Below are 24,377 nucleotides of genomic sequence, written 5' to 3'. Positions count from 1 at the left end.
CAGAAATCGGGTCATCTTTTCCTGGCAGGCGATTGTTAGCCGCCGGGACAAGATGACCCGATTTCGTACGTCCTATATTAATTTTAAAAAAACGAAAAATTTACTCATATCTCAGTGCATCAATTACTTCCATTTTTGCTGCTTTCTTCGCCGGATAAGATCCGAAGAACACACCGATCAGCATTGAGAAACATACAGAAAGGATAATTGCTAATACAGACGGATGTACATTCATGATAATATAACCTGCATAATCGCTGTAATAGCTGTTGATGACAAGCATCGCCACTTTTCCGAGAATAAATCCAAACAGGATTCCAATCAGAATTCCAATGATTCCACCAACTAGGCAAAGTACCACAGATTCGATCAGAAATTGCTGCTTGATGGCCTTATTTTTAGCACCCAGCGCTTTACGGATACCGATTTCCTTTGTTCTTTCAGTGATAGACACCAGCATGATATTCATAACACCAACTCCACCAACGATCAGGGAAATTGCTGCAATAAAGGAAATGGCCACAGTTACTACATTAATGACCGTATTAATAATGCCCATATCCGAAGACATATTGTATGTTGTGACCTGCCATTTTTCATTTTTCGCATATTTGTCTGCAAAAAAGCTCTGAATATCTGTTTCTGCCTGATTTTGATCCGCGCCTGTTTTTAAAAGGACACTTATATACGTATATCCATTGGTCGCTTCACTATGATTTAATTTATTTGCAGTTGTGGCGGGAATATACATGGTAGTGCTGCGGTCTTTTTCCGGAATCGTCGTATCTTGCTTACCAAAAATAGCAGCATTATATTCATACACACCTACTACTGTAAATTCATAAGAATAACCATCACTTCCACTGTAAATAATCTGCTGTCCGATAGGATCTTCACTTCCGAAATAATAGGATGCCATCGTATCGGATACAACGCATACACGTTTCTCCTTTTTCATATCCTGCTTTGTCAGATTACGTCCACGAAGAATATTAATTTTCATGTACTCCAGTTCTTCTTTTGTCGTTCCTGTTGCGTCCACATTCGCATATTTATCACTGTTTTTGTAAATCTGACCACTGCCAAGATAAGCAGAAATACCAAAGCCTGCAATCTCGTCCGGATAGGTTTCCTGTAATTCATCCAACATATCCTGTGTAATATAATCATCCGCTGTCATCTTCGGATATTCCCAGTTTGACCAGTCCGCATCATCCTCCGGATAAATAGCATCCACACTGGCGCTGATACTGTTTCCACCAAGGGAGTTTAATGTAGCATTCAACGTTGATTTGATGGATGTTCCGATGGTCGTGATCGTGATAACCGCAGAAATACCGATGATGATTCCAAGCATAGTCAGCAGGGAACGCATTTTATTGGAAAGAAGGTTCTGAAAGGCTTCTTTGATATTCTCTATCAGCATGTCATTCCCTCCTCTCCGATTTCTGGCTTATTGCCCCCATCATTCATCTTGTGATGCTCTGACAAATCACAGCCTTTTTCTGTTTTTCTGCTGTCAGATACGATCATACCATCATTTAATGTGACAATTCGCTCGGTCTCTGCAGCCAATTCCTTTGAATGCGTGATCAGTACAACTGTTTTTCCCTGTTCCTCATGAAGTTTGTGGAAAATATCCATGATCATATGACCGGTCTGGGAATCCAGCGCACCGGTCGGTTCATCTGCCAGAATGATCGATGGATCATTGATCATCGCCCGGGCAATGGCAATCCTCTGCTTCTGTCCGCCGGACAACTCATTTGGACGGTGCGTGGCACGGTCTGCCATTCCCACCAGTTCTAACATCTGCATACCGATTTCTTTTGCATTTTTTGGACGGTGTTCACTGTACATCAAAGGCAACGTTACATTTTTTAACGCATTTGCTCTCGGAATCAGATTAAAATTCTGAAATACAAACCCTATTTTTTTATTCCGCATGACACTTCGTACGGTATCATCCATGCTGTTGACATCCTCGCCTTCCAGAAAATAGTTTCCGGAAGTCTGACGATCCAGAATACCCATAATATTCATCAGCGTACTTTTTCCGGAACCGGATTCTCCTACAATAGAAACAAATTCCCCTCTTTTGACATCAAGATTGATTCCGTGCAAAATCTCCAATTCATTTGGCTGGCCAATGTAATATGTCTTCACGATCTGTTCCATGCGGATCATAGTTTCATTTGACATGTATAAAAACCTCCATGATTAATCCGCAGTTACTTCGGAACTCACGCCTGTAGAACCGCCATCTTCAGTTTCACTTACATCACTTCCTCTTTCTCCCTGGAAAGTATCTCCTTCGGATATAGAGTAATCCATGATAATGTAATCTCCTGCTTTCAGATCGCCACCGGTCACTTCTGTATAATAATTAATCTCATCACCAATTGTGATATTTTTCTTTACAGCTGTATAAGTACCATCTTTATTTTCTTCTGCACAGAGGACGTAATTTTTTCCATCCTCATCCTGCTTCACCAGATCATACGGTACGGACAGCACATTTTCACGATCTGTCAGAACGATTTTTGCCTTTGCACTCATACCACTAATCAGATCACACGGCTCTAATTTAATCTGTACCGAAAATCCGCCGGTATTGGCTGCCCCGGAAGTCTCCTGTCCGGTTTGTTCCGTCGTCGGCTGGGAAGCATTATATACTTTTACCACTTTGATGATCTCGCCACTGATTTCCTGATCATCCAACGCATCAGAAGTAATGATCGCTTTCATACCTTCCTGCAGTTTCAGAATATCCTTTTCTGTTACACTTGCATTCACGATCATGTCAGTATTATTTTCTACTGTTACTAACGTAGCATTTGCTGTATTTACATCACCGACAGACACATTGACTGCAGTAACAATACCTGCACTTTTACTTGTGATCGTACAATCGTCCAGTTGTTTTCTCAACTGATCCAGTTGTGTCTGTGTATCACTGTCATCGGTCTGATTATATTTTGCAGATTCAATACTGCTCTGAGCAGAATAAATCGCATCATCGGTGGAGGATTTTACGCTCGTATAATTGTTTTTTGCTTCTTTGCGGGCACTGTCTGCAGATGTAAGATCACTTTTTGCACTGGAAAGCTGATCCTGAAGATCAGAAAGTTTTTCCTGAAGTGCTGCTTTAGTATCTTCATCGGATGCCGCATTTATTTGATCTGATACAGATTTCATCTGGTTATTTAATGAATTTACAGTATTTTGTGCTGCTGTATACGCAGCTTCTGCACTGTTGATACTGTCATTTGCCTGTGCTAATTGATTTTTCTGATCTTCTTTGGCACGCTCAAGGGCACGCTGATTCTGATTCGTTTCATTCTGTTTTAATGCAGCTGCATTTGACAGGGATTTTTCCAGTACATCAATCTGTTTCTGAATCGAATCTTTATCCAGAGTTGCGATCACATCGCCTTCTTTTACAACATCTCCCACCTGAACATTTACAGTTTTGATCTCAGTCGCAGCTGTAGAAGAATAATTGATCTTCGTTTCACCACTTACCGTTCCTGTCAGAGAGATAAAATCGGACAGATCCCGTTTATCTACTTTCTGAAGCTGCACAATATTGGTTGCCTCTGATACGCTGGTCAGTTTTCGTTTTGCCACGCCCACCAGCACGATAATCGCTACAATGATAATGGCCAGCACGATCACCAGTTTTTTGTGTTTGAATTTTTTTTTCACAATTCGTCCTCCCTGTTGTTTTTCTTATACTGTCGATTTTCACCTGATGTTGATATCATATATGTATAATTTCAACATAATTAAGATGTTTTTATTCTAAAGTATAAAAGTATATAAAACTTGTAGGAATTTCTTAAGTTTTTATGACTTTGTTATCTGCTCATCAGATAACGTTTTCATCAAACATTCACGTTTTTTGTCATATATCTTGTGTTATATCACGTTTTTCTGCATATTTTCCTGCTATTTTTCACGTTTTTCTATTTTTCTTCATTTGTGTTAAGGAAGAAACAGACAGAAAAGGGCTCTAATTATGAAGTAGCTGACATATCAATATACATAACTGAAATGACAAAATCGGAGAATCTTTCCTCAATAAGCGATTAAGTGAGGGTAATGAACGTTTAGCGTTTGAAGAACGATTCTCCGATTTTGTCTTTATAATATTTCATTTTCAGCATTTACAATCCGGCAAAAAACAATTCATAAAAATCATCTTCACCTTCCAGCATCGGAGAGTTTTCTCCGCCACCATTTGTACTGCGTTTCATGGTTGCATAAAATTCCTCTCCTGCCAGGACAAGCTCCATCTCATAGACCGGATATCCGTATTCCTGACATTTTCTGCAAAATGCGGTCAACGGCTGTTCATCTTTTCTGGTCGCAAGTAATTCCTGCCGCAGTGTATCATCATGCCACGCTTTTTGTTTTAATTCATCCAGCATTTCCGGAATTCCCATGATTTTCACTCCTATCTTCTTAAAGGTCAATTTTTCTGACATGATATGTTCCGTGGTCTATTTCTATGACGGCCATTGTTACCGCCCCACCAAAACGTGGATATCCACAGCTTCCCGGATTCAACCAGAGCGTCTTTTCTACCTGTTCCTGAAAATACTTGTGCGTATGACCAAAAATGACCACATCCGCCCCTTCTGTCTGATTGATCAGATGTCTTCGCTCATGTGCCATAACAAAATGAATACCATCTATTTCGAATTTCAGCACTCCGGCAATATTTTTCGCCCAGTCACCGTCATTATTGCCACGGACAACATACAGATTTCCAAGAAACCTGATCTGATCCAGCACAGATTCTTTTGTTACATCACCTGCATGTACAATGCAGTCACAGGATTTTAATATTTCCAGAACTTCCGGTCGAAGCAGGTTATGTGTATCTGAAATAATTCCTATTTTCTTCAATATTTCACACATTCTTTCTTCAGAATATTTTTTTCAAATGAGTAATGACTCCCGACGCTATATGCAGTGGACAACAAATTGATACTCTCAGCTCAAACAGAAAGACATTTAATCTTCCACAGCAAATTCCTTTATTGCAGTTTCATACAGATTATTTCCCTCGGAGTCTACGACTACAATAACCGGGAAATCCTCGACTTCAATCTTGCGGATTGCCTCTGCACCAAGGTCCTCGTAGCATACAATCTCGGATTTTTTGATGCATTTTGAAAGCAATGCGCCTGCTCCGCCGATAGCTGCAAAGTAAACTGCTTTGTTTCGAACAACTGCATCAATGACCTCTTTGGTACGTTTTCCTTTTCCGATCATGGCTTTTTCGCCAAGATCCAGTAAACGCGGAGCGTATTTGTCCATACGGCTTGCGGTCGTCGGACCTGCGGAACCGATCGGTCGTCCTTCTCTGGCCGGGGACGGTCCCATGTAATAAATCGTGCAATCTTTGATGTCGATTGGAAGTTCTTTTCCTTCATCCAGTACTTCCATCATACGTTTGTGTGCCGCATCTCTGGCCACGTAAAGTGTACCTGTGATATAAACGTAATCGCCTGCTTTTAAGTCAGCGGTAATTTCTTCTGTGATCGGTGTATGTATATGTTTATCCATGATAATTTCCTCCTGTCCTACAGTTCTCTTACCGCATGTCTGTTGACATGACAGCAGATATTGATTGCCACAGGAAGTCCTGCGATATGTGTCGGATAAGTATTGATATTTACTGCCAGTGCTGTGGTTGTACCTCCGAGTCCACCCGGTCCGATGCCAAGATGATTGATTTTTGTCAACATCTCTTCTTCCATTTCTTTGACATATGGAATATCGGAATGTTCATTAACCGGTCTGGTCAGAGCCTGTTTTGCAAGCAGAGCACATTTTTCAAAAGTTCCACCGATACCAACGCCCACAACCATTGGCGGACAGGCATTCGGTCCTGCATCTCTGACTGCTGTCAGAATTGCATTTTTTACACCTTCAATGCCATCTGCCGGTTTCAGCATAAAAATACGACTCATGTTCTCACTTCCGAATCCTTTCGGTGCGAGAGTTATTCTTACTTTATCTCCCGGAACAATTTTTGTATGCAGAACTGCCGGTGTATTATCTTTTGTATTTTCACGGATCAGCGGATCTTTTACCACGGATTTTCTCAGATAGCCGTCCACATAACCACGGCGGACACCTTCATTGACCGCTTCCTCAAAATCGCCGCCCACAAAATGTACATCCTGGCCGATTTCCATGAAAATAACTGCCATTCCCGTATCCTGACAGATTGGAATCATCTCTTTGTCCGCAATTTCCAGATTCTCCTGAAGCTGATTCAGGATTTTTTTTCCAAGCTCGGATTTTTCTGTCTCGACAGCCTGCTTCATGCACACATCCATATCCGGTGACAGGTAGTGATTTGCCTGTATACACATCTCACTGATGTTCTCGGTTAATTCTTTTACATTAATTTCTCTGATCATTTTTTTACTCCTCGTAACTAAAAAGAAAACCATTCACATTTATCATGCTTTCTTTGTGCTATTTATTATCATAGCTCAAACAAAAAGAAATGTGAATGGTTTTCCAGTTATTATTTTTGTATAACATTTAGAAAATATGCTAATAAATATCCCTTAAATACGGGCTACTCCTGTTCGGATCGCAGCTTCTTTTACTGCCTCTGATACATTTTTAAAAATATTCGGATCTAAGGCATCCGTCACGATCTTGTCTGCACAGAGTTCTTCATCCGGAAGTGTTCCTGCAATCGCAAGAGCTGCTGCCATCTTCATTTCTTCGTTGATTTCACGGGCTCTGACATCCAGTGCTCCACGGAAAATACCCGGAAATGCCATAACGTTATTGATCTGATTTGGAAAATCACTTCTTCCTGTTCCTACAACAGCTGCACCGGCTTTCCTTGCCAGATTCGGCATGATCTCAGGGGTCGGATTTGCCATTGCAAAAAAGATAGAATCCTTATTCATGGTGCGTACCATTTCTTCCGTGATGATATTTGGTGCTGAAACTCCTACGAAAATATCAGCTCCAACTAAAGCATCGGCCAGTGTTCCATGCTGTACTTCATGGTTGGTACGATGGGCCATCTCTGCCTGTGCCCAGTTTAAGGTTTCATCATCTCGAGCCAGCATACCGTGAATGTCACACATAATGATATTTTCAAAACCATAATTTAATAAAAGTTTTGTGATTGCAATCCCCGCTGCACCTGCTCCGTTAACGACCACTTTACACTGTTCTTTTTTCTTTCCGGTAAGTTTTAATGCATTGATGATTCCAGCTAGAACAATAACAGCTGTTCCATGCTGATCATCGTGAAATACCGGAATATCCAGTCTGTCTTTTAATTTTTCTTCAATTTCAAAGCAACGCGGTGCTGAAATATCTTCCAGATTAATTCCTCCAAAACTGCCCGCAATCTGTGCTACTGTCTCAACAATCGTATCGACATCTCTGGACTGTATACAAAGTGGAAATGCATCTACATCACCTAATTCTTTAAACAGCAGACATTTTCCTTCCATAACCGGCATTCCGGCTTCCGGTCCGATATCTCCAAGTCCCAGGACTGCTGTACCGTCAGTCACAACAGCCACCAGATTATTTCTTCTTGTCAACTCATAGCTTTTATTGATATCTTTCTGAATCTCCAGACACGGTGCCGCTACACCAGGTGTATAAAGTACAGAAAGATCATCTCTTGTTTTTAATGCAGCGCGGGATACAACCTCTATTTTACCATTCAATTCATAATGTTTCTTTAATGCAATTTCATTGATATCCATTTTTTCTGCTCCTTTTAACTGATAAACATTATAATTTTTTCCGTAATATTTCAGCTTCTTTTCGTGCCATCTGCGGGCATTTTCCGATGTACTGCATCGGATCCAGCAATTCATGAATTTCAGCCGGTACAAGAACACAATTTACTCTCTCATCCTTACAGAGTTCCTGCTCGAAATTCAGATTTTCTTTGAAAGAACGAACCGCAATCTCATTTACAATGTGATGTGCATGCTGTTTTCCGATTTTTTTACCCAGAGCCAGCATGACATGTTCAGACTGTGTCAGCCCGCCGAGCAGATCAATATTTTCTTTCATTTTTTCGCTATTTACAACTAAGGTCTCTAAAAGTTCATCGCCTCTGTCCAGAAGTTCTGCCGCATACAGACAGATTTCCTCCATCAGTTTTCTCTCCCCGATAAAATGCTGCATGTTGCGTTCATGATCTACCAGTGCCAGTTCTGCGATCTGTGCTGCATGATAACGAAGATGTGTTGCTTTCGCTTTCATGTGCTGTGTACTGGTCGGATTTACTTTATGCGGCATAGTGGAAGATCCGACACGGCCCTCGCCCCAGTATTCGGATAACTCACCAAATTCTGTACCCATCAGCAGATATACCTCATCGGCGATTCTGGCCAGTGCACCGCCGATATAAGCCATGTCGTTACCAAATTCCACATAACGGTCACGACATGCGTGCCAGCAGATATCCGGTGTTGAAAGTTCCAGTTCTTCTGCCATTAGTTCCTGGATCTTTTCTCCGTTTTCTCCAAAAGAAACCATAGATCCTACCGCTCCGGACAGCTGTAATGCAAGAACTCTCTCTTTGCTCTCACGTACTCTGTCCAGGCAGCGTCCAAGCTCACCACCCCAGACAGCTGCTTTATATCCAAATGTGATTGGCAATGCCTGAATATTATGTGTCCGTCCCATCATCGGTGTGTCTGCGTAGTTCTCTGCCAGATTACAAACTGATGTAATGATACTGCAAAGCTTTTCTTCCGCTTTGTCAAACATTTCTTTCAGAGCAAGTACCATACCGGTATCTATAATATCCTGGGTCGTAGCTCCCAGATGGATGTACTGTCCGCTTTCTTCTCCGGCAGCTTTCTCCAGCAGGCGGAGTAGGGATACCATAGGATGCCCTGTTTTTTCATAGATTTCATGATATTTTTCCAGTTCCAGACATTCTGTTTTTGCATTTCTGCTTATATCATCTGCTGCCTTCTGTGGAATGATATCCAGTGCCGCCTGCGCATTGGCAAGCGCTTTTTCCACCTTAAGCCAACGGCTGAACAATCCTTTTTCTGATAATATCTGTTCTATTTCAGGTAAAATTTTTCTCATTTTATTCCAGTCCTTTTCTATTTCTGTAAAGCAAATGCCGCAGATTTAATCAGCGGGTACTCCCTCCTTCTGACGCAGCCTGCGGCATGTATTTATTTACTCTACCATAATATATTTACCATATCCCGGTTCACAGTCTACAACGCCATCGCTCATAACGATACGGCCACGTACGATTGTCTGTGTTACTTTTCCATGCATTTTACGGCCAACATATGGAATTGTCTGAGTCTTGGTATATACTTTATCTTCTTTTGTGATCTCCCATTCCTCATTCATATCTATAATGGTAAAATCTGCATCTGTACCTACAATATTAGAACCTTTTCTCGGATATAATCCAAAGGTTTTTGCACAGTTTTCAGATGTGATTTCAACAAGTCTCTGCAGAGAATAATGTCCCTCATTTACATGACTTACAAGCAGATGTCCATAATAATCCAGCATTGCAAATCCTGCACTTGTATGTAATGCATCATCCGGATTGTACTCTTCCGGTTTGCACGGTGCGTGATCCGATCCCATCATATCAATGGTTCCATCCTGGATACCCTCCCAAATTTTATCAAGATCCGGTGCAGCATCATGATTGATGTAAATAAACTTCTGGTTTTCAATATCCCAGATTTCATCGGATGCATTAATGGCCGGCATATACTCACAGGAAGAAACAATCTTCATCTCGCCTCTTGCTTTCAGCATACGAACAAGATCAATGTAGCCAGGCATCCAGCAATGCATTGCATACCAGTTTAATCCGGCTTTCTTTGCATAATAAGATAACTGATAAGCAGCTCCTGTCATTTCCTCATCGCTATACCAGAGATGACGTACATTGCGAAGTGTGACCTCTTTTCCTTCCGCTTTTACTTTTTCTACTGCTGCATCAAAGAAATATTTATCAAACGGATGCACACTGCAGTATTTTCCGTTTGCCGCACAGTTCTGGAACGCTTCAAAAATCTTGTGTGTATCCAGTGTACCCGCTGTCGTATTGTAAGGATATGTAGCTACTTTTTCAAAAATCTTAAACCACATCGTTCCGGCATTTGCAATCTGCTCTACATCTTCTGCTGATCCAAGCGGACTTCCGATCGGATTAAAATCTACGACTGCTTTTTCTTTTCCTGCATTTACCTGCTCCATATAAGCATCCAGTGTGGATGGAACCGGTTTTGTATTTGGCTGCGGCATGATCATGGTGATTCCGGAATGCGCTGCTGCACAGGTTCCTGTATAAAAATCTTCTTTCTGTGTCAGTCCCGGATCTCTCATATGGCAATGCGGATCAATGAATCCTGGTAAAATATGTTTTCCTTTTGCATCTAATACTTCTACTGCTTCTACTTCAGCATCCGGCGCCATCAGTGCCGCAATCTTTTCTCCTTTTACACAAACGGTCAGCGGATAAAAATTCTTATCCTGATATACCAGACCGTTTTTAATTACTAAATCGTACATTTTTATACCTCTCTGTGATTCCTATATTTTATCTGTTAACATTAATGTGTAATCAGACGGATTACGTTATTTACAATAACAGCCACCTGAACAATATATAAAACCACTAATAAAACCGTATAGGAATTTTTAATTTTGTACTCTCCCATATCTTCTTTTTTATTAACCAGTAAAATTGTAAATATTCCAAGAAGCGGTGTACAAATAATTCCACCTACCTGTGCAACGGTAAGAAGCTGTGCCGGAATACCTCCAACAACACAAGCAACAACTGCTGCAAAAACTAACATAATAATGTTAACTGCACTTTCTAAACGAACATTCTGTCTGTCAGAACCAACTGCATCAAACAAAAGATCTACACCAATCTGTGGTGCCATAATCTGTGAAGACCATGCTGCTGCCACAAAGCCAATTCCAAATACCGGACGAATCCATACACCAAGTAACCCAGCAAGCGCACCTACTAATTCACCACCATTTGTAATCGGTGAACCCGGTAATAACATTGCTCCAATTAACAGACAGCAGGCTGATACACCAATGACAACCACAATCTGGCTGATCGTATCAAGTTTTAATCCGTTATTTTTAATATCATCTGTAGAATAACCCTTCTGCTTTGCAAGGTTGCAGGCCCATGCCTGTGTAGATAAATTACAGGTTGTTCCCATCAATGCCAGCATTACAAGGAAACTTCCACCCGGCATTCCTACCGGATTCATACTTACTACATTTGCTGTACCGGCTGTAGCTCCTGTAACAATAACAGAAATAACAAAAATAACTACCATGATGATAGAGCATGCTTTTGTAACAAGTTCCACTTTTTTGTATATATTCTTTGCAATATACATTAAAATGCAAGCTGCTAATCCAATCAATCCACCAACTTTAAATGGGCAATTCGGAAATAACATCGTTACACCAAGACTTACTGCGATAAAGTTACCAATTCCATAAATGACCTGACCGGCAAAAGCTGCCAGCGCACAAATAATTGCCCATCCACGACCATAGTGTTTTGCAATTCCATCCATGATGGTGTCCCCTGTAACTGCTGTATACTTTTTCATTGCAAAATTGAATGCATAAAGTGAAACAGCTAAAATAATAAGCCACCACAATAAATTAAAGCCGAAATTTGCACCACTGTTTGTAAATGAAACAATGGAACCGGCACCGATCGTTGTTGCTGCAATAATGAATCCAGGACCTAGTCTGGATAAAGCGATTTTCATATTAGACTGTTTTTCCATTTTACCTTCTCCTTATGTAAATATTTTAAAACTTTATCAGTTATCGTTGCGCAACTTTCTAACTGGTTTATACTGCTATTATATAACAACTTTTTCTCATATTTTCTTATTTGTACATATACATCTGTTTCTTAATGCTTTTTACTGTATACAGAAAAATACTTCTTTTATATCTGTGCAGAACCTGTCAATTCTGCAAACGAATCAATGTCGTTATCATCGCAAAACTGAACCAGTCCTGCCAGTATTTCATTCATGGCATTTGGATTGATAAACTGTGCACTTCCAATTCCAACAGCAGCAGCTCCTGCCATCATTATCTCAACTGCATCTTCTGCTGTATAAATACCACCACTGGCAATCACCGGAATATTAACACTTTTATATACATTCCATGTCTTCAATACAGACTGCGGAAAAACTGCCGGACCGTTTACCGGTGCTACTACATTTCCAATCATTGGTTTACGTCTTTTAATATCGATCCGTAATCCCATCGGTGTACTTACAAGATACACAGCTTCTGCCCCTGCTGCTTCAATTCCTTTCGCAACATCACAAAAATTTTGAAAATTTGTATTCATTTTTCCAATCAAAGGAATATCTGTATGTTTTTTTACTACTTTAATCAATTCATACATTGCATCTGCCGAAGCACTCATGACACCACCTCCATGTTTTACATTCGGACACGCACCATTAAGTTCAATTGCTGCAATATCATCTTCCGTACATGTTTCCAGAAACATATCTACCGTTCTCAAATAGTCCTCAGTATCATTTCCACCGACACTGATGATAATTTGATCCGGTCTCATCGCCTTTTTTATTTCAGGCAGATATTCCTCAATGTATTTTTTTGCTCCCGGATTCTGAAGTCCAATGGATGTCATCATTCCATTCGGCACTTCACAGATGCGTGGAGGTTTATTTCCTATTCTCGGATCATAAGTTACTGTTTTCATGGACAATGCACCAACTCTGCTGATATCCGTATAATCTTGAAGTTCATAACCATGTCCGACACATCCGGATGCTCCAAATACCGGATTTGCAAATTTTAATTGTCCAATTTTTATCTCTTTACATTTCATCAAACATAATCTCCTTACTGTCAAATACCGGACCATCTTTACATACACGTTTATATACAAATCCCTGTTCATCTCTGATTGGTATCGCACATCCGAGACAAACACCTATTCCGCATGCCATATGTGCTTCCATCGAAAATTTTGCTTCTATATCCTGCTCATCCGTATAATTTGCAAGTGCCCGTAACATTGGTGTCGGACCACAGGCACATATGATATCTGTATCTATTCCGTAATATTTTATTACATCAACTACATTTCCTTTTATTCCTGCAGATCCATCATCGGTGGCAATATAAACGTTTCCATATCTTTCAAAATCCTCTTTCAAAAATAATTCATTATTACGATATCCCAATACAATCGTTTTTTCTCCTGATATGCTCTTTGCAAGCTCCAGCATAGGTGGTATTCCAATTCCGCCCGCAACCAGCAAAACATGCTCTGCGTGAATATCATATCCATTACCCAATGGTCCCAATACAGGAATCTGGTCTCCAACGTTCAATTTAGAAAACTCTTCTGTTCCCTTTCCAACCACACGATATACAATTCTCAGTTCCTGTTTATCATGATCAATTTCACAAATACTTAATGGTCTACCAAGTTTTCGGCTTTCATCCTTACAATATAAAATCACAAACTGTCCCGGTCTGGCTTTAACAGTCAATCCCTGTGCCTGAATTTTCATACTGAAAATTCCAGATGCAAGTTTCTTATTTTCCGTAATCATACTTAACAGTTTTTCTTTCATTTTTTATCATTTCCCCCTTCTTTCTAATTCCAGTATAACAACGCAATTTCTTCTTTCAAGTAATGCATTTTTATATATTTGTACATAAATGTATACGCCTGTATACAGATATATACATATCTGTAAATACATTGACTTTTCTCCTGTTTTTTTTATACTTTTATCATAGAGTGTTTACATCAGGAGGAGGCCTTCATATGAAAGAACAGTTACTTAAAATACGAGATAAACTTGGAGAAAAAAAACAGGTAAGTGATATGGTGTACTGCACATTTAAAGAAGCAATCGCTACCGGTATTCTTACGCCAGGATTTCGTTTAAAAGAAGAAGAACTTGCAGACTGGTTTCAGATTAGCCGTACCCCTGTACGTGAAGCTATAAAAAAACTCGAAATGGAAGGATTGACAACGACAGATTCTACTCACGGCTGTATTATTCGTGAGTTGCAGCTTGACGAATGTTTAGATACTCTGGAAATGTTAGAATGGCTACGCACTGCTGCAATTGATTTTTTAAAAGGGCGGATTCCCCGCACAATTCTTATGCGCCTGGAAGCGAATCTTCATCATGGAAAAACCCTGAAAGATCCAATTCAGCAATATGATAATAACGTTGAATTTCATTCACTTTTAATAAAAGCAACTGGAAACACAGAACTAATTCAGATTACAAAACGACTAGAATTTAAGGAACGAATTATTGTAAATAATATTCTCACTTATAATTTTTCTCCTAACTACGTACAGCACCACAGGGAATTATTGCAGGCGATTATTGACAACGACACAAATTTCATAAAAGAATTCGCCATCCAAAATCAGGAAAAAGCAAACAAATACATGAACGATCTCATTTCACATTATCTGTCCAATTAATGACAAAAGAGTTACACACAAAATCGTCTCCTTATGTGTAACTCTTTTTATGATTATATTGCTATTTTCTATATATTTTCCCTTTCCAGCGGCATACTCATACATCGTGGGCCACCACGGCCTCTGGACAACTCCGAGCTTGCCATTTCCAGTACCTCGATACCGTGCTGACGTAAAATCTCATTTGTCACATAGTTTCGATCATATACGACAACTTTTCCCGGCTCAATACAAAGAGTATTAGAACCATCGTTCCACTGTTCACGTTCAGAAGCAATCCTGTCTTTGCCACCGCATTTGATCAATGTCACTTTATCCAGTTCCAGATATTTTGCAAGGATATCAGAAAGCATCGCATCAGATTCGGTTACCTTCAGCTGCCCTTTCTGATTTCCCGGCTTGATTTCAAAAATACGCAATGTCTGCATAATTCCCGGATGAATCGTAAATTTATCATAATCCACCTGCGTACATACCGTATCCAGATGCATAAACGCCCGCACAGATGGAATATCAAGGGCAATAATTGTTTCAACCTCTGACGTCTCGCACGCAAAAATATTCTGTGCCAGAAGTTCAATCGCTTCCGGTGTGGTACGCTGTGAAATTCCGATAGCGATCACCTTATTACTCAAGTTCAGAATATCTCCGCCTTCAATGGAAAAATCCATGGTTCTGTCATAATAAAACGGCACTTTTCCAGCAAAATCCGGATGATATTTCAAAATATATTTTCCGTAAAGTGTCTCTCTCCTTCTGGTTCGGGAATACATCCGGTTCAGACTGACACCGTTTCCGATGCAGGCAAAGGGATCTCTCGTAAAATAAAGATTCGGAATCGGATCAAGCAAAAACTGACTCTCCTTTTTCACCTGACTTACTAACGGACAGCTCATTTTTACATTCAATTCCGAAGCCCGGATTCCAGACATGGTCTTTAACACCAGTTCCTTTTCATCTGAAATTTTCATCAGATAGTCGTACAACTGGTCACGGACTTTTGTTGCCGAAGCACCTCCCTCTGCGATAAATTCCCGGACAAACTGCTCCTTTTTCTCTGGATTTTTTAACACTTCTGCCGTCATATCTTCCAGATATACGACTTCCACTCCCTGTCCCCGCATGATTTCTGCAAACATATCATGTTCGATTTTTGCTGTTTTTAAATATGGAATATCATCAAATAAAAGCCGCTCCAGATCTTCCGGAACCAGATGCTCAAGCTCCTGCCCTGGTCTGTGAAGCATTACTTTTTTCAATTTTCCAATTTCGCTTTTTACATGGATTGCCATTTTACGGCGTCCTCCTTCTCCCGTTCATTCATAACGTACATTTTATCCCAAAATATAATTTTTTTCACTCTTTTTTATAAAATATTTCACATGCATACAGACTGACAGGACTAATGTACACAGTTCCGATGAAGGAATCGCGATCCACGCGCCGTTCAATCCCCATACGCGCGGCAGCACAAGTAAAAATAAAACAGTAAAAAGCAATGTCCTGCAAAAAGAAATCAGCGCAGATACTTTTCCATTGGACAGAGCGGTAAAAAATCCAGAAGATGCAATATTAACTCCACTGAACAGGAAATTTATCGCAAAAATCTGAAATCCGACAGAGGCCAGTTTCCATGTTCCCGGATCCTTTGTAAATATCGAAACAATTGGTTTTGCCAAAAATGCAGCAACCACAGTGATCAAAACAGATGATGCAATTATAAAAATAAAAGTTGTCTTATAGATACGTTTCAGCTGAGCTTTATTTTGTGCACCATACTGAAAACCGACAATCGGAGCAATTCCAACAGCAAAACCAAGATGAAATGAATTAAATAAAAATTCTCCATACAAAATAATCGTAATGGCAGCCACCCCATTTGCACCGGCCAGCCGCATCATAACTGAATTAAATAAAAACGTGATAATAGCTGCTGCCAACTGAGATACCATTTCGGAAGAGCCATTATAGCATGCATGCAAAAAATCTCCAATCTTCACCCGAAACCGTGTAAAACAAAGTCCCTTTTTATTTGTGAAAAAGAAGAGCAAACCTGCAATTGCCGGTATCGACTGTCCGATTCCGGTTGCAAGTGCGGCACCGCTGATTCCCAGATGGCAATGCACGATCAGCACATAATCCAGCACTGCATTTAAAATTCCTGCTAATATGATCAGGATCAACCCAAGTGTCGGGCGCTCTGCCGTTACCAGATAACTTTGAAATAATGACTGCAGCATACAGGCCGGGGTAAAAATTACAAGAATCATAAGATAATTTCTGCAATACATCAGTAATTCATCGGTAGCACCAAGCATATAACAAATCTGATTTAAAAAACACAGTGTAACCAGCATAATTATTCCACTGACAATTAATGTAATTACTACAAACATGGTAAGCCTTTCTTTGGCTTCTTGCTTTTTCTCTTCACCAAGATATTTACTGATGATCGCATTTCCACCGGTTGCCAGCATCGTTGCAATTGCAATCATAATATTTACAACAGGATACACAATATTAGTTGCTGATAATGCATTACTTCCTACAAAACGTGATACAAACATTCCATCAATAATCGTATACATTGACATAAATATCATCATGATGATGGAAGGTGCCGCAAATCGTAACAATTTTAAAGGGGTAAACTCTTGATTCAAAGACATACTCATAAAAACACCTTCTTTCTAAATTACTTTCTACTAAATCATGATTCTATCTGTCACAAACAGTGATACTAAGAATAATATGTCAGTTTACAAATGCGCTTTTTTAATCATTTCTTTCTTGACATATGTCAGCATACAGTATAGGGTAACCCTATAGTCAAGCAGATTTTTACACTATATTTTTTTACAAAACAGGAGCATTTAATTATATGGAACGCAAAGATTATCTGACTACCGGAGAACTGGCTCAACTGATGGGAATCACCAAACATACACTTTTTCACTATGATGCTATCGGTCTGTTTCAACCAGAACATATTAACGAAAAAGGATACCGATTCTATTCCATTGAGCAGATTGAGATTCTAAACACCATTCTGGTCTTGCGTGATCTCGACATGCCTTTAAAGGAAATTCAAACTTACATGTCTCAACGAAACCCGGAAATTTTTCAACAAATTTTTCTCGAAAGAGAAAGTCAGATTACACAACAGATAAAAAAACTACAGGCTATGAAAAAATGGATGCAACAGCAGCGAAAGAAGATAAAAATTGCCGAACAAACCGATTTTTCCATGATTGAAATAAATACCTATCCACCATATTATTACCTTTATAAAGAAGCAGATCCTTCTTCCACACAGTCATTTTCAAAAAAACTCAATGAATTAATTACGCAGCTGCAAAAGAACAATCCTTATCTAGATTACGATATTGCTTATTTTCAATATGGAAAAAATGTGGAGCACGGCATTTACGATGCTTATGATAACGTTGCACTGCTCATGACACAGAAACCTGCAATCAAAAACTGCCAGATACTTCCTGCTGGAAAATATCTGACAGCTTATCACATCGGTCACTGGAATACGATTGGTGAGACTTACGAGCGAATACGAAATTATAAAAAGGAGCATCACCTTAGAACCAGCGATCTGTACATCGAATATGATGTGGTAAATAGTTTTATTGAAAAAAATACAGATGACTTTGTAACCCAGATTGAAGTTGAAATTATAGACTAAGGATTACTCAGACATAACTCTGCTCTATTTTGATCACACAGCGATAGCGTGGATTCCATTCTGTCACACGTTTTTGCAGATAGGATGTTATCTCACTGTCGCTGACTTTAAATCCAGCAGGTTTTACACAGTCAAAAATCACATTGCTGGATTCATTTCCCGGAACCAGACGAACTTCGTGGATAGAAAGTCTTTCATCAAGCTCCTTTGCCGCCTTACTGACAAAAGCTCTGATTTCTGCCACTTCCGCATTTTCCTCAACGATCGGATCATAGTGAATTGTCAGAATCATATGCTCCTGTTCCTGAAAATCACGCTCAATTTCATCCATGACTTCATGCGCCTCAATGACAGGTGTCTCCGCTGGAAATTCCACATGCACCGTGGCAAACAGATTTCCCGGACCATAATCATGGATCATCAGATCATGCACACCGATGACTCCAGGATACGACTGTATTTTCTCTGTAATATGATTGACAAATTCTGCTGCCGGAACTTTTCCAAGCAGAGGACTTAACGTTTCTTTAATCAACCCAATACCGCTATACAAAATAAATACTGCCACACCGATACCAGCAATACCATCAATAATATTTAACCCTGTCACCTTACATAAAATAGTTGCAACTACAACAGCTGACGTAGAAATCACATCATTTCGACTGTCTGCCGCCGTCGCGATCAGTGTATCGGATTCGATTCTCATACCGATTTTCTTGTTAAAAATACTCATCCACAATTTTACACAAATAGAAATAAGTAATACAACAATCATCAGTAGATTACAATCCACCTCAGATGGATGAATGACTTTTAAAATACTTTCTTTTGCCAAAGACAATCCGATGGCAACGATAATAACGCAGACTACCAGCCCTGCCAGATATTCATATCGCGCATGACCAAAAGGATGCTCCTCATCTGCTTTTTTTGAACCCAGTTTAAATCCAAGCAGACTGACAATATTGCTGGATGCATCACTTAAGTTGTTCACCGCATCTGCTGCGATCGCGATAGAACCAAATATCGTTCCGATCAGATATTTTCCAACAAACAGTAATACATTGCACAAAATCCCAACGATTCCAGCCAGATTACCATATGCCAGACGAACCTTGGCATCCTTCGTGTCCTTACTATTTTTCACAAACATCTTTATCAATAATTCCGTCATATCTATATCTTCCTTTCTTTCTCACCCTCAGTATACATGCTATTTTTAATCACCCCAGTTCTAATTTTATATATCTATGTAACATACATATTATTTCAGTTATATCTGCCCCACCATTTTTTTATATTTCTTACAGAAGATATCCTGTTCTAACTCCCTGTATACTAAGAAAAGCACCTCAGAATCTGCTCTGAGATGCTTTGTATAACGTTTCGCGAAGACCGAATCCCTGTCATCCTATTCAAAAAGGTCATCCGTATGGATGACCTCATATAATGCGCCTTCAGGGATTCGAACCCTGGACAAATAGATTAAGAGTCTACTGCTCTACCAGCTGAGCTAAAGGCGCATACGTCTTTAACGCAAGTGCTATTATAACGGATACCAAAACAAAATGCAAGCTTTTTTATACAAAAACTATAATATTTATTTCATTTATGATACGATACAGATAATAACCCCACAACAGGAGGTCTTTATGGAAAACAAAAAACGCACCCTCATCTCCTGCGCTATGCTCGCAGACGAGGTCAATCATATTTTAAAACAGACAAACATTGATCTTCCCGTCATCTGGGTGGAACGCGGACTTCACAATACACCGAAAAAGCTGAATCAGCTTCTGCAAACCCACATTGATCAACTTCAGGATCAGGATGAAATTCTGCTTACCTTTGGACTCTGTGGCAACGGAACCGCCGGACTTGTCAGCAAACATACCATTTTACGTATCCCCCATTTTGACGACTGTATCAATCAACTGCTCTGCAGACAACCGCGAACCAGTCGTAAGCAGACCGAAACAGATTCCATTTATCTGACCCGTGGATGGACGCTGGACAAAGAAGCCATTCTGCAACAATATGAATTGTTATCCAAACAGTACGATTCTGAAATGCGTGATCTGATTTTTCAGACTATGTACGCAGGATATCACACGCTGACTATCATTGACACAGGATGCTATGACCTAAAACCGGTAAAGCAATATGCAGAAAAAGCTTCCGCTTATCTTGGATTTAACTGCAAAACTGTTCCGGGAAATATCTCGACACTGGAACATCTGATCTGCGGCACAGAAGATCCAAACATACTGACTCTTGCGCCGGGAGAACCGATCACCACCTCTCTTTTTGAACTTTGATACACCCATTAGATTTGCCAAAACTATGTGAGCTACGTCGGCACTTGAATTACCGGAGATTCACGCTTGCCAGACTAAAAAACACCCATTTACCCAATTTATCCCGGAATGTTCGTTTTTTTCTACAAAACAATCAGCATTTTCCTTGCATTTTAGGGCAAAACGTTTACAATAGAAATGACGAGTATATTAAATTATTAATGGAGGTAAACGAGACCAATGTTCAACAAATTAATACAGAAATTAAAAGAAAACCCTCGTACAATCGTCTTCACAGAGGGAACTGATGCACGTATTCTGGAAGCTTCTTCCCGTCTGCTTGCAGGTACATTCTTAAAACCAATCCTTGTTGGTAATGTAGATGAAGTAAAAGCTGCTGCTGAGGAAGCAGGCTACAATATCAACGGTGCAGACATCATCGATCCGGCAAACTTTGACCGCATGGATGAGATGGTTGCACAGATGGTTGAACTTCGTAAAGGTAAAATGACAGACGAGCAGTGTCGCGAAGCATTATCTCATGGTAACTACTTCGGAACAATGCTTGTAAAAATGGGAATCGCTGACTGCTTACTTGGTGGTGCTACATATTCCACAGCTGATACCGTTCGTCCGGCTCTTCAGCTCATCAAAACAAAACCAGGAAACAAGATCGTATCATCCTGTTTCATCCTCGTTCGTCCGGCTGCTACAGGCGACAACGAAGTACTGGCAATGGGTGACTGCGCAATCAACATCAAACCTACTGAGGATGATCTGGTAGAGATCGCACTTGAGACAGCTGAGTGTGCTAAGATTTTCGGTATTGATCCGAAAGTTGCATTCTTAAGCTACTCAACACTCGGATCCGGTAAAGGTGAGGATGTTGACAAAATGCGTAACGCTTGTGCAAAAGCAAAAGCTGCTAATCCGGATCTGGCTATCGATGGAGAACTTCAGTTTGATGCTGCTGTATCTCCGCGTGTTGCACAGACAAAATGCCCAGATTCAAAAGTTGCAGGACATGCAAACACATTTATCTTCCCGGACATCAACGCTGGTAACATCGGTTACAAAATTGCTCAGCGTCTTGGTGGATTCGATGCTTACGGTCCGATCCTTCTTGGTCTGAATGCACCGATCAACGATCTGTCCAGAGGATGCAACGCACTGGAAGTATACTCCATGGCTATCATCACTGCAGCATTAAGCTAATTTTATTAAATAAGTTTATGAAAAAGAAAAACAGGATTTTCCCTTTGCGGCTAACAATCGCTCGCCAAGGAAAAATCCTGTTTTTCTTTCATTTACACATTGGTTAAAATTTTCAGCCACCAAGTAAGATTTAAAAAAGCTTTCGGTCCCTTTGTGCCATCTCATACATCATCTTCTCGCGCTGAGCTTCGAAATATACGTGCAGAACGTCCCAGGAGGCGTTTGTAGCCGTCATAACCATTTTATAGTCTATTTTTACGTTACGGTTTCTTAAATCCATCAGAAGGCGATCTAGCTGTTTCTCCGTGAAATCACACATCACGATCATGCTTCCATTCGGATAAGCACCACCAAAATATCCTTCATCCTCTGTTTCCCTAAAAAGATCTCCTAACGTCATATGATACTTCGTTTTTGGAACAGACACTGCCTGTATTTTCATCGGAGTCAGAACCTGACGGATCTCATTTTCGTTTTCACACTGAAATAATAATACTTTCGCCATCGTTTAGCAGTCTGCCTTTCCTGTAATGATCCACGGAGCCGGCTGCTGTTCAAAGGAATTTTTGCTGTTCAATCTGGCTACAGAGATCTGGATAACCTCAGTATCTTTGATGCCGTATTTTTCAAAAATGCCGGAAATAGATGCAGCTACGCCAAAATCCAGTGTATAGATCACGATATTGATCTGCGGATTTAATTTTGTCAGATACTCAATCTCCTGCTCCATGCTTGCAGATGCCACCATAAATACCAGTGACGGAACCGGACATCCCTTCATGGTCTCTTCATCCACATGATCGATCACCTGAATGTTGTGCAGGCCAAAATGATCAATGTTCTCTTCCATCGTTGCACGATCATCTTTATTGTACTCTACAGCGATCACAGTGCCCTCTGTGGCGATGATAGCAGCCTCTACGGCAATACTTTCCCCACTGATGACACAAATGTCGTCCTGACGGCCTACATGCATCTTATTTAAGATGACAGAACGTATCTCGCTTCCTACATAATGAATGGAACCACGTTTGAAATTATGATTATCCATACCAATTTTATAAGTGTTACGCGCATGCTCATTCACGATCAGCATGCCTGCGGATGCATTGATACCACGGTTGATCATATTGCTCACTTTATCGTATTTGATCTCTCCTACAGGCTCTGAGCCCTCGTTATACCATACATCACAATCTCCAAGTCCTGCGTTCCACATCCGGTAAAAAATATCGTCAATTCCGGCTTCTGTAAACACCAGCACGGCTTTGTGTGACTCAACTGTCGGAATCAGGTTTTTATTTTTTCGGGTGATATCGAGCATCTTCACTTTTTCCAGATCAATGGCTGTGTTTTTCGCAAAATACTGCAGCCAGGATAAAATGCTCTCGTTGGTAAAAATCTGCTGTTCCATAAGAAATACCTCCCATAAATTAATTCAAAAATGCGATCTGCATTTAATTATGTTAATTTTACCATTATCAAAAACACACGTCAATAAATCCATACCGTTCTGCAAATCTGCCTTATTATAATTTGTTAAGAGATACTTTCTTTTTTCTTCATATTTCAGCCACAAAAAGAACACATTTTACCAGTAATATAACAGTATCAAATAAATCAAGTGAAACACATAACAAACATTTGAAATTTGATGAAAAGCCAATAACCTAACATAAAAAGCTTCTGAGGGTAGTCAGTTAACCAGCATTGGCACATTCAGGGGCGACAAAAAACTATTTCCTTTATATAGATAAATTTTTCATAACTCACTCTCCCCAAAAAAACCGGATTCAAAACGAACCCGGTTTTTTATTGCAATAAATGAATAATTATACATTTTATGTATATTAAAAGCCACCTGAATTTTTGCGTTGTCATAAGTATTTCTTATTATAAAAATCCAAGTGGCTTTTTTCTTCTTATTTATGCATTTGTATGTTCGTACTTTTCAACATTGTTTTTGATCTGGTCAATGATCTGATGTACTTCCTGATCCTCATTTTTGAATTTACTGCTGAACATGAACACTTTTCGTGGGCTGTTTTTCTTACATAACCAGTAATCTCTGCCAGCCAGAACAGATTTTTCTGTCGTCACTTCAACAAAATACCCCTGTTGATAATGATATCTTGCAACTACTTCAATACCTTTTTCCATAATCTCATCCTTTTGTTGATAATTTTGTAAACATATTGTTGTGACAGTTATCAACAACAACATGTTCCAGTATAGCAGAAAAATATTTTAAGTTAAGTATTGAAGTTTTTTTTCTTGTTGTTCTCAGAAGATTAAAGAAAAATATTCGTTGTTAGTGTAGATATGAAAATCTATGATTCAGTGACAACACCGTTGTTGATAATATTCTATTCTTTTTATTTATTTGTAAACAACTATCTTATATTCTTTATATTATATCCACAAAAAATGTCGAAAAACATTGATTTTACGGGGTTTTTGAAAATAAAGTACGGACATTTACAGGCTAATTAACGGTGACTGGTTGGAAAAGATGCGAATATACGTGGGGGAAGAAACGGACAAATGTGGGATGGCCGGAAAATCAAAGAAAAAGCGGGCTCTGGGCGAAGAAAGAGGCATATTTAGG

23 protein-coding genes and 1 tRNA gene are annotated in these 24,377 nt (G+C 39.7%); 4 read left to right on the top strand and 20 right to left on the bottom strand.

What is annotated here, in order from left to right:
• Positions 1 to 100 precede the first annotated feature (100 nt).
• The 13 genes from Q0I54_RS10090 to Q0I54_RS10030 form a co-directional block, all read right to left on the bottom strand.
• Positions 101 to 1,426 carry an ABC transporter permease gene (locus tag Q0I54_RS10090; protein ID WP_296118424.1) on the bottom strand — a complete coding sequence of 442 codons (1,326 nt, stop codon included), beginning with the start codon at positions 1,424 to 1,426 and terminating at the stop codon, positions 101 to 103.
• The gene (locus Q0I54_RS10085) at positions 1,420 to 2,202 is read right to left on the bottom strand and encodes an ABC transporter ATP-binding protein (protein WP_296118422.1); all 783 of its coding nucleotides are present in this window, start codon (positions 2,200 to 2,202) and stop codon (positions 1,420 to 1,422) included. Before Q0I54_RS10085 ends, Q0I54_RS10090 begins: the two co-directional genes overlap by 7 nt.
• Before the next feature lie 18 nt (positions 2,203 to 2,220).
• Entirely contained in the window at positions 2,221 to 3,708 is a 1,488-nt protein-coding gene (locus Q0I54_RS10080; protein WP_296118421.1) for an efflux RND transporter periplasmic adaptor subunit, read from the bottom strand.
• A 461-nt stretch (positions 3,709 to 4,169) separates the two neighbouring features.
• Positions 4,170 to 4,448 carry a hypothetical protein gene (locus tag Q0I54_RS10075; RefSeq protein ID WP_294784767.1) on the bottom strand — a complete coding sequence of 93 codons (279 nt, stop codon included), beginning with the start codon at positions 4,446 to 4,448 and terminating at the stop codon, positions 4,170 to 4,172.
• Between the two features lie 19 nt (positions 4,449 to 4,467).
• Complete coding sequence (locus Q0I54_RS10070) at positions 4,468 to 4,914, bottom strand: metallophosphoesterase (RefSeq protein WP_367270827.1); 447 nt, start codon at positions 4,912 to 4,914, stop codon at positions 4,468 to 4,470.
• A 108-nt stretch (positions 4,915 to 5,022) separates the two neighbouring features.
• A complete protein-coding gene (locus tag Q0I54_RS10065; protein WP_294899637.1) occupies positions 5,023 to 5,577 on the bottom strand; it encodes a Fe-S-containing hydro-lyase in 555 nt (184 codons plus the stop codon).
• A gap of 17 nt (positions 5,578 to 5,594) precedes the next feature.
• Entirely contained in the window at positions 5,595 to 6,440 is an 846-nt protein-coding gene (locus Q0I54_RS10060) for a fumarate hydratase (RefSeq protein ID WP_296118420.1), read from the bottom strand.
• A gap of 153 nt (positions 6,441 to 6,593) precedes the next feature.
• The gene (locus Q0I54_RS10055) at positions 6,594 to 7,766 is read right to left on the bottom strand and encodes an NADP-dependent malic enzyme (RefSeq protein WP_296118419.1); all 1,173 of its coding nucleotides are present in this window, start codon (positions 7,764 to 7,766) and stop codon (positions 6,594 to 6,596) included.
• Between the two features lie 28 nt (positions 7,767 to 7,794).
• On the bottom strand, positions 7,795 to 9,114 hold the full coding sequence (locus Q0I54_RS10050; protein WP_296118417.1) for an adenylosuccinate lyase family protein: 1,320 nt from the start codon (positions 9,112 to 9,114) through the stop codon (positions 7,795 to 7,797).
• A 96-nt stretch (positions 9,115 to 9,210) separates the two neighbouring features.
• Entirely contained in the window at positions 9,211 to 10,575 is a 1,365-nt protein-coding gene (locus Q0I54_RS10045) for a dihydroorotase family protein (protein ID WP_296118415.1), read from the bottom strand.
• A gap of 41 nt (positions 10,576 to 10,616) precedes the next feature.
• The gene (locus Q0I54_RS10040; protein ID WP_294784781.1) at positions 10,617 to 11,834 is read right to left on the bottom strand and encodes an Nramp family divalent metal transporter; all 1,218 of its coding nucleotides are present in this window, start codon (positions 11,832 to 11,834) and stop codon (positions 10,617 to 10,619) included.
• 167 nt (positions 11,835 to 12,001) lie between these two features.
• A complete protein-coding gene (locus Q0I54_RS10035; RefSeq protein WP_296118414.1) occupies positions 12,002 to 12,928 on the bottom strand; it encodes a dihydroorotate dehydrogenase in 927 nt (308 codons plus the stop codon).
• A complete protein-coding gene (locus Q0I54_RS10030; RefSeq protein WP_296118413.1) occupies positions 12,918 to 13,682 on the bottom strand; it encodes a dihydroorotate dehydrogenase electron transfer subunit in 765 nt (254 codons plus the stop codon). The genes Q0I54_RS10035 and Q0I54_RS10030 overlap by 11 nt, the downstream gene beginning before the upstream one ends.
• A 197-nt stretch (positions 13,683 to 13,879) precedes the next feature.
• Here Q0I54_RS10030 and Q0I54_RS10025 point away from each other — a divergent pair, with 197 nt between their 5' ends.
• Positions 13,880 to 14,557: a GntR family transcriptional regulator gene (locus Q0I54_RS10025; RefSeq protein WP_296118412.1), complete on the top strand. Its 678-nt coding sequence runs from the start codon at positions 13,880 to 13,882 to the stop codon at positions 14,555 to 14,557.
• 68 nt (positions 14,558 to 14,625) lie between these two features.
• On the opposite strand, the gene arcA is transcribed toward Q0I54_RS10025, so the two are convergent.
• Both arcA and Q0I54_RS10015 read right to left on the bottom strand, forming a co-directional pair.
• The gene (arcA, locus tag Q0I54_RS10020; protein ID WP_296118410.1) at positions 14,626 to 15,849 is read right to left on the bottom strand and encodes an arginine deiminase; all 1,224 of its coding nucleotides are present in this window, start codon (positions 15,847 to 15,849) and stop codon (positions 14,626 to 14,628) included.
• Positions 15,850 to 15,891: 42 nt separating this feature from the next.
• Positions 15,892 to 17,232, bottom strand: coding sequence for an MATE family efflux transporter (locus tag Q0I54_RS10015; protein ID WP_296118408.1), 1,341 nt, complete (start codon positions 17,230 to 17,232; stop codon positions 15,892 to 15,894).
• A 206-nt stretch (positions 17,233 to 17,438) separates the two neighbouring features.
• On the opposite strand from Q0I54_RS10015, the gene Q0I54_RS10010 reads away from it, so the two are divergent.
• Positions 17,439 to 18,254, top strand: a complete 816-nt coding sequence (locus Q0I54_RS10010) for a MerR family transcriptional regulator (protein ID WP_296118406.1) — start codon at positions 17,439 to 17,441, stop codon at positions 18,252 to 18,254.
• 7 nt (positions 18,255 to 18,261) lie between these two features.
• Here Q0I54_RS10010 and Q0I54_RS10005 read toward each other — a convergent pair whose 3' ends face one another.
• Positions 18,262 to 19,431, bottom strand: coding sequence for a cation diffusion facilitator family transporter (locus Q0I54_RS10005; RefSeq protein WP_296118403.1), 1,170 nt, complete (start codon positions 19,429 to 19,431; stop codon positions 18,262 to 18,264).
• Between the two features lie 276 nt (positions 19,432 to 19,707).
• A tRNA-Lys gene (locus Q0I54_RS10000) sits at positions 19,708 to 19,780 on the bottom strand.
• Between the two features lie 129 nt (positions 19,781 to 19,909).
• Between Q0I54_RS10000 and Q0I54_RS09995 the strand changes: the two genes are divergently transcribed.
• Positions 19,910 to 20,575: a DUF1638 domain-containing protein gene (locus Q0I54_RS09995; protein WP_296118402.1), complete on the top strand. Its 666-nt coding sequence runs from the start codon at positions 19,910 to 19,912 to the stop codon at positions 20,573 to 20,575.
• A 219-nt stretch (positions 20,576 to 20,794) separates the two neighbouring features.
• Complete coding sequence (gene pta, locus Q0I54_RS09990; protein WP_296118401.1) at positions 20,795 to 21,769, top strand: phosphate acetyltransferase; 975 nt, start codon at positions 20,795 to 20,797, stop codon at positions 21,767 to 21,769.
• Positions 21,770 to 21,899: 130 nt separating this feature from the next.
• On the opposite strand, the gene Q0I54_RS09985 is transcribed toward pta, so the two are convergent.
• From Q0I54_RS09985 to Q0I54_RS09975, 3 genes are all read right to left on the bottom strand, one after another.
• Complete coding sequence (locus tag Q0I54_RS09985) at positions 21,900 to 22,274, bottom strand: DUF3783 domain-containing protein (RefSeq protein WP_296118400.1); 375 nt, start codon at positions 22,272 to 22,274, stop codon at positions 21,900 to 21,902.
• A gap of 3 nt (positions 22,275 to 22,277) precedes the next feature.
• On the bottom strand, positions 22,278 to 23,183 hold the full coding sequence (locus Q0I54_RS09980; RefSeq protein WP_296118399.1) for a precorrin-6B methylase: 906 nt from the start codon (positions 23,181 to 23,183) through the stop codon (positions 22,278 to 22,280).
• Between the two features lie 512 nt (positions 23,184 to 23,695).
• Entirely contained in the window at positions 23,696 to 23,929 is a 234-nt protein-coding gene (locus Q0I54_RS09975; RefSeq protein WP_296118398.1) for a hypothetical protein, read from the bottom strand.
• Positions 23,930 to 24,377 lie beyond the last annotated feature (448 nt).

This window comes from uncultured Eubacterium sp. (genome assembly GCF_934295145.1).
Classification (GTDB): domain Bacteria; phylum Bacillota; class Clostridia; order Lachnospirales; family Lachnospiraceae; genus Eubacterium_I.
This window is presented reverse-complemented; position numbering and strand designations above follow the sequence as displayed.

Bases quoted from the DNA above. Each gene is read 5' to 3' on its own strand.
- Q0I54_RS10090 (WP_296118424.1), bottom strand. From the start codon at position 1,426: ATGCTGATAGAGAATATCAAAGAAGCCTTTCAGAACCTTCTTTCCAAT.
- Q0I54_RS10085 (WP_296118422.1), bottom strand. From the start codon at position 2,202: ATGTCAAATGAAACTATGATCCGCATGGAACAGATCGTGAAGACATAT.
- Q0I54_RS10075 (WP_294784767.1), bottom strand. From the start codon at position 4,448: ATGGGAATTCCGGAAATGCTGGATGAATTAAAACAAAAAGCGTGGCAT.
- Q0I54_RS10065 (WP_294899637.1), bottom strand. From the start codon at position 5,577: ATGGATAAACATATACATACACCGATCACAGAAGAAATTACCGCTGAC.
- Q0I54_RS10060 (WP_296118420.1), bottom strand. From the start codon at position 6,440: ATGATCAGAGAAATTAATGTAAAAGAATTAACCGAGAACATCAGTGAG.
- Q0I54_RS10055 (WP_296118419.1), bottom strand. From the start codon at position 7,766: ATGGATATCAATGAAATTGCATTAAAGAAACATTATGAATTGAATGGT.
- Q0I54_RS10050 (WP_296118417.1), bottom strand. From the start codon at position 9,114: ATGAGAAAAATTTTACCTGAAATAGAACAGATATTATCAGAAAAAGGA.
- Q0I54_RS10045 (WP_296118415.1), bottom strand. From the start codon at position 10,575: ATGTACGATTTAGTAATTAAAAACGGTCTGGTATATCAGGATAAGAAT.
- Q0I54_RS10040 (WP_294784781.1), bottom strand. From the start codon at position 11,834: ATGGAAAAACAGTCTAATATGAAAATCGCTTTATCCAGACTAGGTCCT.
- Q0I54_RS10035 (WP_296118414.1), bottom strand. From the start codon at position 12,928: ATGAAATGTAAAGAGATAAAAATTGGACAATTAAAATTTGCAAATCCG.
- Q0I54_RS10030 (WP_296118413.1), bottom strand. From the start codon at position 13,682: ATGAAAGAAAAACTGTTAAGTATGATTACGGAAAATAAGAAACTTGCA.
- Q0I54_RS10025 (WP_296118412.1), top strand. From the start codon at position 13,880: ATGAAAGAACAGTTACTTAAAATACGAGATAAACTTGGAGAAAAAAAA.
- arcA (WP_296118410.1), bottom strand. From the start codon at position 15,849: ATGGCAATCCATGTAAAAAGCGAAATTGGAAAATTGAAAAAAGTAATG.
- Q0I54_RS10015 (WP_296118408.1), bottom strand. From the start codon at position 17,232: ATGAGTATGTCTTTGAATCAAGAGTTTACCCCTTTAAAATTGTTACGA.
- Q0I54_RS10010 (WP_296118406.1), top strand. From the start codon at position 17,439: ATGGAACGCAAAGATTATCTGACTACCGGAGAACTGGCTCAACTGATG.
- Q0I54_RS10005 (WP_296118403.1), bottom strand. From the start codon at position 19,431: ATGACGGAATTATTGATAAAGATGTTTGTGAAAAATAGTAAGGACACG.
- Q0I54_RS09995 (WP_296118402.1), top strand. From the start codon at position 19,910: ATGGAAAACAAAAAACGCACCCTCATCTCCTGCGCTATGCTCGCAGAC.
- pta (WP_296118401.1), top strand. From the start codon at position 20,795: ATGTTCAACAAATTAATACAGAAATTAAAAGAAAACCCTCGTACAATC.
- Q0I54_RS09985 (WP_296118400.1), bottom strand. From the start codon at position 22,274: ATGGCGAAAGTATTATTATTTCAGTGTGAAAACGAAAATGAGATCCGT.
- Q0I54_RS09980 (WP_296118399.1), bottom strand. From the start codon at position 23,183: ATGGAACAGCAGATTTTTACCAACGAGAGCATTTTATCCTGGCTGCAG.
- Q0I54_RS09975 (WP_296118398.1), bottom strand. From the start codon at position 23,929: ATGGAAAAAGGTATTGAAGTAGTTGCAAGATATCATTATCAACAGGGG.